This is a genomic window from Dokdonia sp. Asnod2-E02 (assembly GCF_045063915.1).
GTDB lineage: Bacteria > Bacteroidota > Bacteroidia > Flavobacteriales > Flavobacteriaceae > Dokdonia.
Map to the genome: position 1 here is coordinate 1,017,883 of NZ_JBEFNX010000005.1, position 15,852 is coordinate 1,033,734.

Genomic DNA, 15,852 nt, shown 5'->3' on the forward strand with positions numbered 1-15,852 from the left:
AAAATAACAATGAAAAATATATTAAAATTTGCCTTTGCTGGAGCCATTCTTTTTGGAATGGCCTCTTGTGAGGACGATGAACAAAACACAACTGACCTTGTACAGGAAACTGTAGAGAGAGGTGCGGTTCTAAGAACAGTTTCATTAATATCAAACTCTCTTCCTATTGGAGTACCAACAGCAGAGTTTTCGGTATTACTTGAAGAGCAAGATGCCTTTGGAGGTGATTTACTAGAAAGTGTAGATGTTGAAATACTATTTACAGATGGTTCTGATGATGTAGGTGATTCATCTAACGGAATAGTTGGAGAACGCGTATTTGTGCGTAATATTCCTGCAAGTGATTTTGAAGATGGCCCATTTGGTCTTCCTAGACATACACTTACTTTACCTTTAACTGAATTATTATCATTAGTTAACTTAACTGATGAAGATATATTTGGAGGAGATAGCTTCTCAACATTCTTAACACTCAATCTTACTGATGGACGTGTTTTCAATGCAGAAAATGCTGGTGGAGTAATTACTGGTGGTTTCTTTGCTAGCCCATTCCAATATTTAACTCCTGTAGTTTGTCCAGTTAATGAAGATACCTTCTCAGGTGATTATCTAGTTGAACAACTTACTCCTTCTATTTTCGGATACGATACTTTTGATCCAGATGGTGGTGGTGTTATTCTTACTTTAATTGAAAATGACGAAGACGGATTTATCCCTGGAACTGAAACTGTACTAGAAGACACTCAAAGATTATTTGATGCTGATTACTTAGCAGCACTAGGATTTGGAAATACTCGTACATTTACATTAAACTTTATTTGTGGTGAGGTTTCTATCCCAACAGGATCTACAACAGGGGTACAGTGTAGTGCTGGAATTACAATAGGGCCACCTACCGATGTATTTGGAACTTATGATTTCCAAGATGACACTTCATTTGTTCTTATTATAACAGATGACGAGACTGGTGACTGTGGTGGAGCTATACAAACTTCATTAAGCTTTACAAAGCAATAAACATAATCAACATTCAATGTTAAAGTTAAAAGCATCTCCTAACAGAGATGCTTTTCTTATTTTAGTCATATAACTACATACAATATGTATACTATAAAACGGCTTTTATTTTTACTATTACTTTTCCTTACCACAATCACCAACTGCCAAAATACAGTTGGGATTCAAACTAATCTCGCAGAGTCTTATAATGGCTATACACTATTCTCCCCACGTACATCTGAAGTTCCTAGATACACTTATTTGATTGATAACTGTGGAAGAATAATTAATACTTGGGAATCTCAATTTCCACTTTTCAGCACTGATTATCTCCTTCCTGACGGTTCCCTCTTCAGATCTGTTGTTGACAATCAATCTACCTTGAACATACCAGGTAATACAGGGCGTATAGAACACTTTTCTTGGGAGGGTGAACTATTATGGGGGGCTACAATATCTGAAACCAATCTAAGTTTTCATCACGATTATGTTGTGCTAGATAATGGAAATCTTCTCATTTTGGTAGCAGTCCGGAGGACAAAAGACGAAGCCATAGCTCTGGGGCGAGATCCTCAAACAGTAGCAACGGATGAATTGTATGAAGAACGCATTTGGGAAATAGAATTACAAGGGGCAGACAGCTATAATGTAATATGGGAATGGCGATCTTGGGATCATATTATACAAGACTTCAATAGTCAAAGTAGTACATTTGGAAATGTTGCAGAAAATCCTCAAAAAGTTGACTTCAATTATGGAACCAGTTTTGGCGAAGCTGACTGGTGGCATTCAAATGCCATAAGTTATCATCCAGAGAGAGATCATATTATCATTAGCAATAGAAATCTAGATGAGTTTATAATTATTGACCATAGTACAACTACGGAAGAAGCAGCCACAGGCTCTGGAGGTAATAGTGGGAAAGGGGGAGATATTTTATATAGATATGGTAATCCTGAAAGCTACAGGCAAGGTGATATAAATTCCCAAGCATTAAACGCAATGCACGACGTCCAGTTTATAGAAGACACAGGACCGAATGCGGGTAAAATATTAATATTCAACAACCAACCAGATGAAGGATTTTCAGAGATACTAATCATTGACCCTTTATATGACGAGGCGAATTCAAACTACGAATACTCAGGAGGTGCTTATGGCCCAGAAAATCCGTTTTTTTCTTACATAAATCCCAGTGACTTTTTTTCTGCATTTCTTTCAGGAGCACAAGAATTGCCTAATGGTAATATCCTTATAACGTCGGGACCTGATGGAAAATTATTTGAAATTACAACAGATGGCAGTATTGTATGGGAATACTTAAGCCCCGTAAGTAATCTAGAAATTCTACAAGATGGAGATGATCCTGATGCAAGTCAAACTAGGGTTTTTAGATCATTGAGATATTCTCCACAATATTCGGCATTTGAAAACAAAGACCTAACACCTGGGAGTCCCATTGAGCTCAATCCTATAACGGATGAGTGCGAAATTTTGAATTTACAAGAAAATTCAACCTTAACTCAACATTCAAGTGTATATCCTAATCCAGCATTGAACATTATAAATATTTCTACAGACTACATATTTTCGCAAGCTGCTATATTCAATTTAAGTGGTCAAAAGCTCATAGAGTCCAGCAAAAAAACTCTCAATATATCACATCTACCAAGAGGCTTATATTTCGTAGAAATAACACATAAAAATGGAATCATTGAAACACATAAAATTTTAAAAAACTAATGAAAAACCTCATATACTCTTTTTCAATAGGGTTTTTACTAATAGGAATTATTTCCTGCGAAAGCAAGACATCCTCTCCTCAAAAAAGATCACCTCAAAACATTTTAAATTCTCTACAGAATAATTATGGAAGTTCTGTTTTACAGCAACGTGAAATTACATTTGATGTTAATGATGTTAATTATAAAATAGAACTAAATAATCAGGACACCCACTATACAATGTCTCGTACTTCTAGAGATGTTGATTACAAAACAACATACAAAAATGGGTTTATTGAATATTTCATAAATGATTCCCTACAGGATGAATCAACTTATAACAGAAAGTTTTTTGATTCTAAACTTGATGGTTTTATATTTAATACCTTTGCGCCACATTTATTAACAGGAAACCGTTACAACGTTGAAAATTTACCTGATACAGTTATTAACGATAGTGTATATCTAACCTTACGGGTTAAATCAAAAAAAGTACCTGACGTCCCAACAGACGAGTATTACTTTTATATTGACAAAAAGACCAATTTAGTTATGTACTCGGCTCAATACCACAAACTATCGTATGATTCACCAACATTCAGACGCTACACTAATCACAAAAAAATAAAAGGAATTTTATTTGCCGATTACTATCTTTTCCAAGCCGATAACGGAACACTACCTATAGACAAATTACATACTGGCTTCTCAAATTTAACTTTAAAGCCAATAGAACAAGTCACTTACAAAAACATTGAAGTAAAAAATTTGCTTAAATAATTATATTAAAGACCTAATGGAAAAAACACTACAAATACACGGGACTCGTGCAATAATAGAAGCGATAGAGGCAGGAAAAGAAGTAGACAAAGTGTTTTTACAAAAAGGATTACACAACTCACTTTTAAGCGAACTTAACACACTCATCAAAAAGCACGGCATACAAACATCCTTTGTGCCTATTGAAAAGCTTAACAAGCTTACCCAACTCAATCACCAAGGGGCAGTCGCTACGATATCTCCTGTAAAATATCACGATTTTGAAGAGCTTGTAAACAAAATAGTAGAGAGCGGCGAGACGCCACTTTTTATCTTACTAGACCAATTATCTGATGTACGTAACTTTGGAGCTATAATTCGTACCGCAGAGTGTACAGGAGCGCACGGTGTTATTATACCTAAAAAAGGTGGAGCACCACTTAATGGTGTTGCGGTAAAAACATCTGCCGGAGCTGCTTTTAGTATGCCTATTGCAAAAGTTGATCACATAAAAGATGCCATCTACTATTTACAAGGTTCCGGAATACAAGTTGTAGCTGCTACAGAAAAGACAGACAATACATTATATGATGTAGATTTTAATCAACCTACCGCTATTGTGATGGGACGTGAAGATAGTGGGGTATCTCCTGGAGTTCTCAAAATTGTAGATCAACAAGCAAAACTCCCTCTTAAAGGCTCTATCGCATCTTTAAATGTTTCTGTAGCCTGTGGAGCTTTTCTTTATGAAGTAGTAAGACAGCGCTTATAATTCGTCTTTATAAGCATTATCACCCTTAATTTTCTCGTCGTCCTGTGTTATATAATGATAAACGATGGTGTAAGTATCAGCCTCCGTATTTACGGTAGGCTCTGGGGGTAGTTCAAAAAAGTTACCGTCTTCATCAAACTGACGCATAAATGGGTCATCTTCTTCTTTGTAATCTGGCTGTTCCCAAGCATATTTTATAGGGTTAGGTACGCTTTCGCGAAAGCGTAAAGCAATAAATGCCCCAGCTATAAAACCTGAAAGATGTCCCTCCCACGATATATTCTCACTGGTAGGCATTGTCCCCCAAATTAGACTGCCATAAAGAAATACAACTACAAGCGACAAAGCAACAAGCCTATAATGCTTCGCTATTATTCCTTTGAAAAATAAAAATGATACGAGCGCATAAATCACACCACTCATCCCAATGTGATACGACGTCCTGCCTATAAGCCAGGTACCCAGACCGCTCAAAATGGTAATCCATAATAAAACCTTCCACGAGATATTTCTATAAAAATAAAACAGTGCAGTACTAAGTACCAGCAATGGGGTGGTATTATGCCATAAGTGTTTTATCCCGCTATGTATAAAGGGTGAGAAAAGCACACCTCGTAAACCCATCCCTGTTCTAGGTCGTACTCCCCAGCGCGTAAAATCTAAACCAAACTTGATCTCTATCCAAAACACAAACCAGATAATGAGCACAAACAGCAAGGGGTACCCCACTACTCCATTATAAAACTTAAAATAAGACGACTCACTCTCCATAAGTGTATGATTTTCTTTATTAAAGCAAATCTTTAACCATTACTATGTGAAATGAAAGATTGTCATATAAGAAACTTCAAAATAGCTATTTTTGTATGATGAATACACCTCTTGCAGAACGTTTACGCCCTAAAAAACTTGAAGATTACCTCAGCCAGCATCACCTAGTAGGTGAGAATGGCTCACTGCAACAAGCACTTAAGGCAGGGATTATACCATCTCTCATACTTTGGGGTCCTCCAGGCATAGGTAAGACCACACTAGCAACAATTATTGCCGAAGAGTCTAAGAGACCATTCTACACACTGAGTGCCATAAACAGCGGTGTAAAAGATATACGTGAGGTAATAGACAAGGCAAAGCAAAGCGGAGGGTTATTTACCCAAAAGAATCCTATTTTATTTATAGATGAGATACACAGATTTTCAAAGTCTCAACAAGACTCTCTACTAGGAGCAGTAGAGCGTGGCTGGGTTACGCTTGTGGGTGCAACGACAGAAAATCCTAGTTTTGAAGTTATACCTGCATTACTGTCGAGATGCCAAGTGTATATTTTAAAACCGTTTGAAAAAAAAGATCTTGTTTTACTCCTTAATCGAGCCATTGAGAAAGATGAAATCTTAAAGAAGAAAAACATCACACTTTCTGAAACTGAAGCATTACTGCGGCTAAGTGGTGGAGATGCAAGGAAACTACTCAACATATTTGAGCTCATTGTTACAACAGAAAAAGAAAAGGAGGTAGATGTTACAAATGATATGGTGCTCTCTAAAGTGCAACAAAATATTGTGCGCTATGATAAAACAGGGGAGCAACACTATGACATCATATCTGCTTTTATAAAATCCATACGTGGTAGCGACCCTAACGCAGCCGTTTACTGGCTAGCTAGAATGATAGAAGGTGGAGAAGATGTAAAATTTATCGCCAGAAGACTCATTATTGCTGCTTCTGAGGATATAGGGAATGCAAACCCTACTGCTCTTGTCATAGCAAATAACTGCTTTCAAGCGGTTACGACTATAGGCTACCCAGAGTCGCGCATTATACTTAGCCAGTGCGTTACTTATCTTGCTAGCTCGCCAAAAAGTAATGCTGCATATCTTGCAATAGGGAAGGCTCAACAGCTTGTTAAGCAAACTGGAGACTTATCTGTACCATTACCCTTGCGCAATGCTCCTACAAAGCTTATGAAAGAAATAGGCTACGGTGATGATTACAAGTATTCTCACGACTACCCTGGAAACTTTATACCACAAGAGTTTTTACCAAAAGAAATAAGCGGAACCACTTTTTACGAGCCTACAGATAACACAAGAGAAAAAGCCATCAAGGAAAACCTAAAAGCAAAGTGGGGTACTAAGTATAATTACTAATCTAGATTTACAACTTGAGCTTGCCCATTATTTACTGCAGAAATAAGTAGTTTTTTTGACAATCCTTTGTGAGTAATAGATGCCACATCTTTTACATTTCCATCTAAGAAAAGTAAGGTCTCTGCGGTTGAAAGTCCTTTATAACCATCTTTCTTATTAGAGAGAAGTACAACACCTACTCCCGCATCATATCTAGGAGTTTCTACTTCTGTTTCATAAATGGCACCTGCTAGTATTAAATCTTGACAACCATCATCATTTACATCTACTGTTTCTATAGATAAACCTGGACCACTTTGTGCAATTGCAGGTAACATAGAGGTGGTAAACCCTCCATCTTTATGACCTATAAGTAGTATGGAAGAAAATGTATTTACTTCTTTTGTGTAGGCTTCTTTTAATGCATCTCCATATATATCATCTAGTGTTGCATTTGCAAAATCTGAGTAGGTAGCAAACTTATCTAAAATAAAAGGCATTTGCTGTGAGCTACACTCTCTACCTCTTGCGGGCACATAACTACCGTTATATTCATTACTGAGTACAAGATCAAAGGTGCCATTATTATCAAAATCATTTGCAAAGACCTTAAATGGCTTTTTCTTTGAGGCCTTATACTTAGTGTTCTCTCCTATATTTCCTATCACATAATCTTTTATTCCATCATTGTTTACATCTGTCTCCACAGCAGTAAACCATAAACCTAGATTTTCGTCAAGTTCTGGAAGACTTTGACGTACAAAATGCCCTCCTATATTTTTAAGTAATCCTATAGGTGACCACTCTCCTACTATAAGTAAATCTTCTTTTCCATCATTATCATAATCTGTATTAAGCACATCGTTTATAATACCAAAATCTAATAAATCTGGCGCCACATCTACAGTTACATCTGTAAACACACCTCTATCGTTACGATAAATCACAGAAGAGGCACTAACAGGAAACTGCCCCTGCTCAATACGATTACCTATTACAATATCTTGATCACCATCTTGGTCAAAATCTATTGCAGCAATACTTTTACTATAAACAAGACGGTTATTCCCGGTCTGATCAAAAGCTGCCTTATCATAATTACCTGCACCATCATTTAGATACAGCCTATTTTCTAATAGCGCATCCTGTTTGGCAAATTCATTACCGCCACTTACTACGATAAGATCCTGGTCTCCATCACCATCTACATCTACAAATAATGATTCCATATCTTCATAAGCCTTGTCTTTATCTAATGCAGGCTGTGATATCTTATTAAATCCAGTTGTTGATTGTATGTATAATGCTCCCGCTTGTCCTGCAGCACCTCCTATAAACAAGTCTTCAAGACCATCATTATTTGCATCTCCTTTTGATATAAAAGGGCCTAGTTGTGATTGCTTATAAGGCAATAATACTTCCTTTGTAAAATCGTTAAAGGTATTTTCCTTGTGACTAAAATCTATGCCTAAGTCATTTTTTGCTTTCGCGAAAGCGTACATAGGCTCTTTTGTATCAATAACAGGAAGCCCAGTAAGTGTTGCTTCGTTTTCTTTTACAACAAGTGTCTGGTTTGCTTTTATATCTGTAAACTCACTACGTTTTCCAGAGAGCCACTGTACAATCACTTTATCTACATTCTCTACAGTGCCTAAACCAAAGTGAGCACCCTCCTCTACTGCCGAAAGGTATCCTCTTGTCCTTTTATTCTCGGCTACTTGTGTACCATTTTTTGTAATGATAGTCACCTTTGCAAAGTCTTCTGAAAGCGTTCCTTTTGTTTTAATTTTTATGAAATTACCTAGCTTATTTTCTACAGAGGTATTCTTAAAAAGAAAAGCGGTATCATCTATATTATTAGTTATAAGTTCTAGGTCACCATCATTATCAAGATCTGCATAAGCACCACCGTTAGAATAAGAAGCCACAGCTAGTCCCCACTGGTAGGAGTTATTTTTAAAGTCTAAATCTCCATTGTTTATAAAAGCAATATTACTAAGCTTTTCTGTAGGCATTGCATCATATAACTTTTGCTTTACATCAAGAGGCACAGTACCATTAAAAGCGCGCTGCGTGTCTCTTACCTGATTTTGTAAATCATTATCAAGGGCATATCTTCTATATCCATTTGTAACATAAACATCACGATCTGCATCGTTATCAAGATCTGCTATAAGTCCCGCCCAGCTCCAGTCTGTCTTAGCCATATGTGCTTGATGCACTACGTTATCAAACCTACCATTACCACGGTTAAGCTGTAGTGAGTTAAACATATACTGATGCTGGAAACCCATATCTTCTGTAAGCATATTAAAACGCTGCTCATTCATACTTGCCATAAGCGTTTTAGAGCGCACGTGATCACTGGCCGCCATATCTAGTACAAATATATCTTGCAGCATATCATTGTTAACATCTGCAATGTCTACCCCCATTCCATAAAATGAGACTTGTGCGGTCTGTTCTTTTATTTTATCTGTAAAAGTGCCGTCTTGGTTATTTATGTACATCGCATCTGGCACATAATAATCGTTTGCAATATAGAGGTCTAGCCAGCCATCGTTATTTATATCACTTACTACGAGACCTAGTCCAAATGCCGGTTTGAGCAATCCAGCCCTTTCTGTTACATTCTTAAACGTGTTGCCCGTATTTTCGTAAAGTTGCACGCTGCTTTTTTCAAGATTTTTACGAATCTTCATACTTGCAAAAAATCGTTGCGGGTCTAGTCCATAAAGTTCATTTTCGTTTGATACAACAAGATCAAGGTCTCCATCCTTATCAAAGTCAAAAAACGAAGATTGCGTGCTTATACCCGTATCTGAAATATTGTATTGTTTTGCGCTTTCGCGAAAGCGGTTTTCACCCTCATTTATATATAACAAGTTACCACGCTCTTGTGCTTGCTTAGGTCCTCCCTGTGATACGTAAATATCTATGAGGCCGTCATTATTTACATCTGCAAATGTGACACCGTTTGCCCATTGTTTACCTACATTAATACCTGCGGCATCTGAAATATCTTCAAACTGTAAATTACCTTTGTTGAGATACAATTTGTTAGGCACTTGGTTACCTGTAAAAAATAAATCTTGAAGTCCGTCATTATTAACATCTGCTACTCCTACGCCTGCTCCATTATAGAAATAGTCAAAATCAAATAGGTTTGCTAGAGAACCTACATCTTCCTTAAGAGTGTTTGAAAAAGTGATGCCACTGGAGTCACTAGAGATTTGTTCAAAAATCTTTACATCCTTAGTCTTTACGACTTTTGAAGGGCTAGTTTCTTTTAATATAGTTTGTTCTGTCTTATCCCCACAAGACAGTATAAGTATACTTATAAGTAGTGTGTATAATTGCTTCATTATTCTTTTGTAAATATCATTTCAACCACGCCTGCTATACCTTTTATTTTTCGCTGTACCACAAGCCTACCTTCTAAGAAAAAAGCTGTTCCGCTAAAGTCTGTTGTAGTAACATCAAATGCTTCTCCATTACCCATCTCTGCAAGGCCTATCTTTTTTGTGTCATCATAAAATGTGATCGTAGTTCCTGTTTGCTTTGCTTTATAAAAACCATCTTCGCTGGTAAAAATAATAGCAGCTGGCATACTAGAAGTTTTAGATACTATCTGCTTTTTTTCGTCTAGATCTGGTGATTTATCTTTTGCTATACTAGACTCTGGTATTTTCGTAGTTTTACGCTCAACTGCTGTTGCAGAGGGGTTATAATTATATTGTAAGGCCTCTATATCTAGAAAAGCTTCTCGCAATGCGCCGTGGTATGCCTTTTTATAATCTTTATTCTTACTCCTCCCCTCTGAGGTTTTAAAAATCACTTGATCATTGCAGTCTTTTAAAATAACGGTGAGTTTTGCTTGTATAAAAGTAGACTCACTGGTTACTTGTGCATAAAGTGCTTCACAAGGGTCAATAGGGTTTTTAAGTATTTCCTTATCTTTTTCTTTATATGCCTCAAAACCATATTTATTAAATAAGAATTTTGTGAGACTGTTTACTTGATATTGATCTGGTGACTTTAAAAAATCATACTTTTCTGGGACAATTACATACTTATAATCATTAACAGATTGTGCATATAAATTACTACCTAAGCTGGCAATCATAAGTAGTGTAAAAAGATATTTCATAAGGTTCTTATTTATTTTCAAATACGAGCTGCATCCCGAGCTGTAGGCTCGCACCTCTAGCTTTTGGAATGTTTGTAGACTGTACAAGATTATCGGTAGCAAGATAAAGATTAAATTTATTAATTTTTGTACTAACTAAGAACCCAAGATTAGTAGCAGAACGCTTGTCATAGGTATATGTAACTCTGGTAAGCAACCCACTATTCCATTTTCTATCATAATAAGCTGTTATGGCTGTTTGCAACCCTCTAGGTCTCTTAATACTGTTTATATGAAGTCCTACATTATTTATATACTTTCTATCACCTCCAGACTTACAATTACACTCGCCACTGCGATCTTCACCAAACGCATACTGTAAAGAAGTATTAAACTTTACCGGTCGCCAGGAGTTGTAATCATTAGATAAACTATCACTTAAATTAATTGAGTCCTCAAACTCATCTTCTATATTTTGCCAGTAATCTGTAAACTCATCTCCCTCAATAAGCGCAGGAAATGTAAGCTCAATACCATTAGTCTCATAATTACCTGCTGCAGTAAAATTTCGCACATCTTCCCTATGATTTATAAAACCAAGATCAATAATACTGGCTGATAAAGACCACTGCTCATTTATAAAATGAGTTAAGCCTATGTCTAATCCAAAACCATAGTTTTCGCTCAAAAAGGCATTACTCACTAGCTCTGTAACGTCTGTATCTATCTCGTCATCATAAAAAGACTCCACACCAGAAGTATTTGCCACGAGACTAACGTTGCGCAGGGTGTGAGTATAAAAATTAGGCCCATTAGGTGTTGTTCTAGTGGTAAAATCTCCTCTATTATTTATACTATTTACGTTTGCAACGCTCATATACACTTTTGCTCTTGCACCTAGTTGCCAGGAGTTATTTACCTTCTTATTAATCCCAAAATGGTAAACCGAAAGGGACTCTGCAGTAAAAGCCAACTCAGAAAACTCAAAAGGCACATCTATATAATCTGCATTACCGTTGTATGCAAGTGTTGCTAAATCTTTAGGGAAATATGAGAAAGCATCTATCTCGTGATATACTCCACCTGAATAATATATATCTGAACTTGAGGAACGCCAGCCAAAAGACAATAACTCTAGTTGCACATTCATATTAAAGTAATCTGTGCTACACAAATCCAAAAGCGCCTCATTTATTGCAGCATTTATAGGAATATCATCCCTGAAAATATCATAAACACTTACTCCTGACGAGCCTACTTGAAATGAAAAACCAGAAAGAAGCGGGACTCCTATATGTTTATCAAAACTTATGGCTGCGCCTGGATTACTCAATAACGTTTGTGGTAGCTCATCTTGATTATACAATTGTGGCTTGTTTTGTGCCGAAGCATAAAACAAACTAAAAATACAGGTAGCAAATAAGATATATCGCATCTTATAAATCTGTAAACTCTAGTGAATAAATAGCTTTGCTTTGCAAACTCAAGTCTCCAGATTGCGGTAAAGTCCCAGCAGAAATAACAACCTCATTTGCTAGTTGTATAGAATTACGAATGTTTTGTAAATCTTGTGTCTCAACAACCTCAGTAAATTCTGTAACAACAGGTGTTCCATCACTAGAACCAGATACTGGAAAGGTAATCTCATACTCTACATCTCCATTTTGATTTAAAAATGCAGCTCTGTTTGTAATAGAATGGTTAAATGTATTTGTAGCTCTATAACTAATTGCAATCTCAACAAGATTTTCTTGTGTAACCTCATCGTCTAAAAAATTGAGTTGTGTGGTATCTCTTAAAATTATCTGACTATTTACAATCTCCTCGTTGCTAAGATTTGTATAGTTAACAGAAAAAAATAGCAGGTCTAGATCAAAACGTGGCGCAAGTATTACCTGATCTAGGCGGTCAAAATCTACATCATCTACACAAGAGGTGAAACAAAGTAGTAACAGTAGTACATATCTCAAGCATAGTCTTACAGATAATTGTTTCATAATTGGGGCTCTTTATGGTTTATAAACGTTTTTTACCCATATGTTATTGCTGTTATAAAAAGCTCTTAAGATGTTTAATATCATCCACCACCTTAATTTCTTGAGGTAGCACGAGCTTATGATAGTTAAAACATATAGCATCCATACCTACCTTTAAAGCCCCTACTATATCTGCCTCGTAAGTATCGCCTATCATAATACTTTGAGATGGGTTTGCACCGGCTTTATCCATAGCAAAATGAAATATCTTCTCATTAGGCTTTTTTACTCCTACAGACTCGCTGGTAGTCATTGTTTCAAAATATGGTGCGAGCCCTGATTTGTTCATTTTTGTAGTCTGTACTTCTTGAAACCCATTTGTGATAATATGCATCTTGTAGCGTGGTGACAAGTAATCTAGCAGCTCTATGGTGCCTTCAAAGAGATGGTTGTTTTCCGGTAGACAATCTATATAATCTTCAGAGAGTTTGTCTATAATATCATCTGTAACAGAGATACCCATCTTGTCAAATGTTTTTTTAAACCTACCGTAACGTAGCTGAGCTTTTGTGATGCGCTCTTCTCTATACCATTTCCATTGTTTAAAATTAATGGGACTGTATACTTCTAGAAACTCATCATAATTGACACTTAGATTATTTTTTTCAAAAATCTTTATAAACGCAAGACCGCTGTTGCGATCAAAATCCCATAGTGTATGATCTAAGTCAAAAAAAACATCTGTAATGTTACTCATCTGTTATAAGGTGTCTAAAAAGTTTTTTACTATAAATATCGTCAAAGGAATGATTTGAAAATGAAATTCTAAACACACCGTTTACGGTTTTAATTCGGTCACTTAGTTCTTTGAGGTTTACAAAATCTATAGTGTGATTTTTGTAATTAATCACATTATCAGATTGCATACATACAGGATGTATGAGTAATGGCGTTTGTATCTCGTAGTCTAGATCATAAAACAAGAATGACAGAGAGGTTCCCGCTCTAAAACCAGTGGTATTTGCATAGCCCATTGTATAGTCACTTTGTATCTCTTGGTCTAGTGCATCTCTATACACATACGGTAAATTGAGTTTAAAATCTGAGACGTGCATACTTCTCATAGGTCTATGTATGATTTCTTGAAGACGTTTGCGCTCTACTGCAAGTACTTGCCTATCTGTTGCAGCTTGTGGAGATAGTAAGAGCCCCACACTGCAATAGTCACCTATCATCTTTATGGTGCTTTGAAAACTACGTTTTGAGTGTTTTATATTTTTTGCTGTCTGACCGTAATCACCTATTTGAAAAAAAATTTGAAACGGAATAGCACTTTGTTTTTGCACGTTTGCAAGCCAGCCAAAGCTGTCGTAAGGATCTTTTCTCGTCCCGAGAAGGACTTGAGTGCGTTTTAAAATTTCGCGAAAGCGTAATTTCCCAAAATCCTTAAAGTACCCACCCACAGCGCGCAATACTCCAAGCTTTTTATATTTAAATGCCTGCGGAACTGTCACAAGCATATGTGCTTTATAGGTAGTAGATTGTATAGCTAGGTTAGGAAATTGCATAGCAAGCACCTCTGCAAATCTTTGTATCCAGATATCTACAACTGGCTGTTCTATAAAATCGTGTACACCAGCAATACTCTCGCTTGCTGGAAAGCGACCTAGACTATCTTTTACGTGTGGCAAATACTCTTCATACCTACTGAGCAAATAAAAAGTTGCAGCAAAAATATCATAAGGCACTTGTGCTGTGGCATCTTTAATTTGAAAAAAGCAAGGCACGCCATCCCAGTCTTGTACGGCAATATCCATAGCTAGTATACCTTGCTCAAAAAGCAAGTCTACACTACGTATATGTAACTCATTACCTAGCTTTTTTGAGGTGTAAGACAGTTTTGCCCCCTCGTGTGCAATAAACTCTTCTAGTTTGCTAGTAAACTTTACAGGAATCCCAAGGACACGGGTACAAATATGCTTGAAAACATAAGAGACTCGCGGGGTAATTTTATGGGTGTAAACGAGTAACATATGGGGTGCTGCTGTTATAGAATACCATCATCGGCAAAGCTAAAATACTGCTTTTCGGTCACAATAATATGGTCTAATACTTGTATATCTAAGCTTTGAGCAGCGGTTTTTAACTTTGTAGTGAGCATCTTATCTGCCTGAGAGGGCTTAAGCGTTCCAGATGGGTGATTATGCCCTAGTATCATCCCTACAGCACTGAGCTCTATGGCAGTTTTCATTACCATACGCACATCTACCAGCGTGCCTGTAAGACCTCCTTTACTTACTTGCTCCTTGCGTAAAACTTTATTAGAATTATTAAGAAACAACACCCAAAATTCTTCGTGAGGCAACTCACCTATAATGGGTTGTAAGATGGTATATGCATCTTTTGAGGAAGTAATACGCTTTCGCGAAAGCGTCTCTCCACCGCTACGTCTTCTACCCAGTTCTAGTGCCGCCGCGATAGTGACTGCTTTTGCCTCACCTATTCCTTTAAACTTCATTAAATCCTTAACCGAAAGTTTACCTAGTTCAGACAAGTTATTTTCGGCTTGTGCAAGAATGCGTTTACTAAGGGATACGGCACTCTCTTCTCGCGAGCCAGAGCCTATAAGTATCGCTATAAGCTCTGCATCTGAAAGGACAGAGCGACCTTTAATCATTAATTTCTCTCGAGGTCGGTCATCTTCAGACCAATTTTTTATTGATATATATGAAGATATATCTGCGGCACTTTTTTCTTGCATAAGGCTTAAATATAGCATTTTACAGCCTTACATTTTATTTCATTTCTAAAGAATGTTATACTTACAATCACTGTAACCATATTTTTTTTGAGAATTGTAATTGTTGTACATTAATAGTCTAATATTGACGTAAGAAATACTAATCGCAAAGAATAGGCTATGAAATCACTTTTTGACCCAACTACGTACACAGAGACCAAAACTAGAATACAAGCTCTACAACCAGATAGTGCAGCTAGCTGGGGTAAGATGAATGTAGGCCAAATGGTAACGCACTGTCAGTTTCCTTTTAAGGTGGCACTCAGTGATAAACCAAGAAAGGCAAAGTGGAATCCTATTATGCGTCTATTTAAAAAATCGTTATATAATGATAAGCCCTGGCGTAAAAACCTGCCTACAGCTCCAGAAGCAAAAATCACAGATAGCCGTGATCTAAACCTTGAACGTGAGAAACTTCTATCTATGGTAGATGCTTTTTATAACAAACGTGAGCAACAAGAGTGGCAACCGCACCCTATGTTTGGCCACTTTACTCACGAGCAATGGGGGCAACTTGAGTATAAACACCTTGATTATCACTTAGGCCAGTTTGGCGTATAAATTACA

14 protein-coding genes are annotated in these 15,852 nt (G+C 36.8%); 6 read left to right on the forward strand and 8 right to left on the reverse strand.

Annotation, left to right across the window (positions count from 1 at the left end; translation table 11 throughout):
- Nucleotides 1-9: 9 nt before the first annotated feature.
- The 4 genes from ACJJVM_RS04610 to rlmB all read left to right on the forward strand — a co-directional run bounded on the left by ACJJVM_RS04610 (nt 10) and on the right by rlmB (nt 4,254).
- Entirely contained in the window at nt 10-1,017 is a 1,008-nt protein-coding gene (locus ACJJVM_RS04610) for a hypothetical protein (protein WP_299147953.1), read from the forward strand.
- A gap of 84 nt (nt 1,018-1,101) precedes the next feature.
- Nucleotides 1,102-2,742, forward strand: coding sequence for an aryl-sulfate sulfotransferase (locus ACJJVM_RS04615; RefSeq protein WP_405210938.1), 1,641 nt, complete (start codon nt 1,102-1,104; stop codon nt 2,740-2,742).
- Nucleotides 2,742-3,503: a DUF6503 family protein gene (locus ACJJVM_RS04620; RefSeq protein WP_298351709.1), complete on the forward strand. Its 762-nt coding sequence runs from the start codon at nt 2,742-2,744 to the stop codon at nt 3,501-3,503. The genes ACJJVM_RS04615 and ACJJVM_RS04620 overlap by 1 nt, the downstream gene beginning before the upstream one ends.
- Before the next feature lie 16 nt (nt 3,504-3,519).
- A complete protein-coding gene (gene rlmB / locus ACJJVM_RS04625; RefSeq protein WP_298351706.1) occupies nt 3,520-4,254 on the forward strand; it encodes a 23S rRNA (guanosine(2251)-2'-O)-methyltransferase RlmB in 735 nt (244 codons plus the stop codon).
- Here the strand turns inward: rlmB and ACJJVM_RS04630 are convergent.
- Entirely contained in the window at nt 4,249-5,025 is a 777-nt protein-coding gene (locus tag ACJJVM_RS04630; RefSeq protein ID WP_405210939.1) for a rhomboid family intramembrane serine protease, read from the reverse strand. The two genes, rlmB and ACJJVM_RS04630, sit on opposite strands and share 6 nt — an antisense overlap.
- 98 nt (nt 5,026-5,123) lie before the next feature.
- On the opposite strand from ACJJVM_RS04630, the gene ACJJVM_RS04635 reads away from it, so the two are divergent.
- Nucleotides 5,124-6,401, forward strand: coding sequence for a replication-associated recombination protein A (locus ACJJVM_RS04635; protein WP_405212174.1), 1,278 nt, complete (start codon nt 5,124-5,126; stop codon nt 6,399-6,401).
- Here ACJJVM_RS04635 and ACJJVM_RS04640 read toward each other — a convergent pair.
- From ACJJVM_RS04640 to radC, 7 genes are read right to left on the reverse strand one after another with little or no spacing between them, the layout of a single operon-like run.
- A complete protein-coding gene (locus ACJJVM_RS04640; RefSeq protein ID WP_405210940.1) occupies nt 6,398-9,745 on the reverse strand; it encodes a VCBS repeat-containing protein in 3,348 nt (1,115 codons plus the stop codon). The genes ACJJVM_RS04635 and ACJJVM_RS04640 overlap by 4 nt on opposite strands.
- Nucleotides 9,745-10,530, reverse strand: a complete 786-nt coding sequence (locus ACJJVM_RS04645; protein ID WP_405210941.1) for a hypothetical protein — start codon at nt 10,528-10,530, stop codon at nt 9,745-9,747. The genes ACJJVM_RS04640 and ACJJVM_RS04645 overlap by 1 nt, the downstream gene beginning before the upstream one ends.
- Before the next feature lie 7 nt (nt 10,531-10,537).
- Entirely contained in the window at nt 10,538-11,944 is a 1,407-nt protein-coding gene (locus ACJJVM_RS04650; RefSeq protein WP_405210942.1) for a DUF5723 family protein, read from the reverse strand.
- A gap of 1 nt (nt 11,945) precedes the next feature.
- Nucleotides 11,946-12,506 carry a hypothetical protein gene (locus tag ACJJVM_RS04655; protein ID WP_405210943.1) on the reverse strand — a complete coding sequence of 187 codons (561 nt, stop codon included), beginning with the start codon at nt 12,504-12,506 and terminating at the stop codon, nt 11,946-11,948.
- A gap of 52 nt (nt 12,507-12,558) precedes the next feature.
- Nucleotides 12,559-13,242 carry a YjjG family noncanonical pyrimidine nucleotidase gene (locus tag ACJJVM_RS04660; protein ID WP_298351687.1) on the reverse strand — a complete coding sequence of 228 codons (684 nt, stop codon included), beginning with the start codon at nt 13,240-13,242 and terminating at the stop codon, nt 12,559-12,561.
- The gene (locus tag ACJJVM_RS04665; protein ID WP_299147934.1) at nt 13,235-14,518 is read right to left on the reverse strand and encodes a polysaccharide deacetylase family protein; all 1,284 of its coding nucleotides are present in this window, start codon (nt 14,516-14,518) and stop codon (nt 13,235-13,237) included. Before ACJJVM_RS04665 ends, ACJJVM_RS04660 begins: the two co-directional genes overlap by 8 nt.
- A 14-nt stretch (nt 14,519-14,532) precedes the next feature.
- Nucleotides 14,533-15,246, reverse strand: coding sequence for a DNA repair protein RadC (gene radC, locus ACJJVM_RS04670; RefSeq protein ID WP_298351681.1), 714 nt, complete (start codon nt 15,244-15,246; stop codon nt 14,533-14,535).
- Nucleotides 15,247-15,405: 159 nt separating this feature from the next.
- On the opposite strand from radC, the gene ACJJVM_RS04675 reads away from it, so the two are divergent.
- Nucleotides 15,406-15,846, forward strand: coding sequence for a DUF1569 domain-containing protein (locus ACJJVM_RS04675; protein WP_405210944.1), 441 nt, complete (start codon nt 15,406-15,408; stop codon nt 15,844-15,846).
- Nucleotides 15,847-15,852 lie beyond the last annotated feature (6 nt).

Coding starts and splice junctions, on each gene's coding strand:
- ACJJVM_RS04610 (WP_299147953.1), top strand. CDS start 10: ATGAAAAATATATTAAAATTTGCCTTTGCTGGAGCCATTCTTTTTGGA.
- ACJJVM_RS04615 (WP_405210938.1), top strand. CDS start 1,102: ATGTATACTATAAAACGGCTTTTATTTTTACTATTACTTTTCCTTACC.
- ACJJVM_RS04620 (WP_298351709.1), top strand. CDS start 2,742: ATGAAAAACCTCATATACTCTTTTTCAATAGGGTTTTTACTAATAGGA.
- rlmB (WP_298351706.1), top strand. CDS start 3,520: ATGGAAAAAACACTACAAATACACGGGACTCGTGCAATAATAGAAGCG.
- ACJJVM_RS04630 (WP_405210939.1), bottom strand. CDS start 5,025: ATGGAGAGTGAGTCGTCTTATTTTAAGTTTTATAATGGAGTAGTGGGG.
- ACJJVM_RS04635 (WP_405212174.1), top strand. CDS start 5,124: ATGAATACACCTCTTGCAGAACGTTTACGCCCTAAAAAACTTGAAGAT.
- ACJJVM_RS04640 (WP_405210940.1), bottom strand. CDS start 9,745: ATGAAGCAATTATACACACTACTTATAAGTATACTTATACTGTCTTGT.
- ACJJVM_RS04645 (WP_405210941.1), bottom strand. CDS start 10,530: ATGAAATATCTTTTTACACTACTTATGATTGCCAGCTTAGGTAGTAAT.
- ACJJVM_RS04650 (WP_405210942.1), bottom strand. CDS start 11,944: ATGCGATATATCTTATTTGCTACCTGTATTTTTAGTTTGTTTTATGCT.
- ACJJVM_RS04655 (WP_405210943.1), bottom strand. CDS start 12,506: ATGAAACAATTATCTGTAAGACTATGCTTGAGATATGTACTACTGTTA.
- ACJJVM_RS04660 (WP_298351687.1), bottom strand. CDS start 13,242: ATGAGTAACATTACAGATGTTTTTTTTGACTTAGATCATACACTATGG.
- ACJJVM_RS04665 (WP_299147934.1), bottom strand. CDS start 14,518: ATGTTACTCGTTTACACCCATAAAATTACCCCGCGAGTCTCTTATGTT.
- radC (WP_298351681.1), bottom strand. CDS start 15,246: ATGCAAGAAAAAAGTGCCGCAGATATATCTTCATATATATCAATAAAA.
- ACJJVM_RS04675 (WP_405210944.1), top strand. CDS start 15,406: ATGAAATCACTTTTTGACCCAACTACGTACACAGAGACCAAAACTAGA.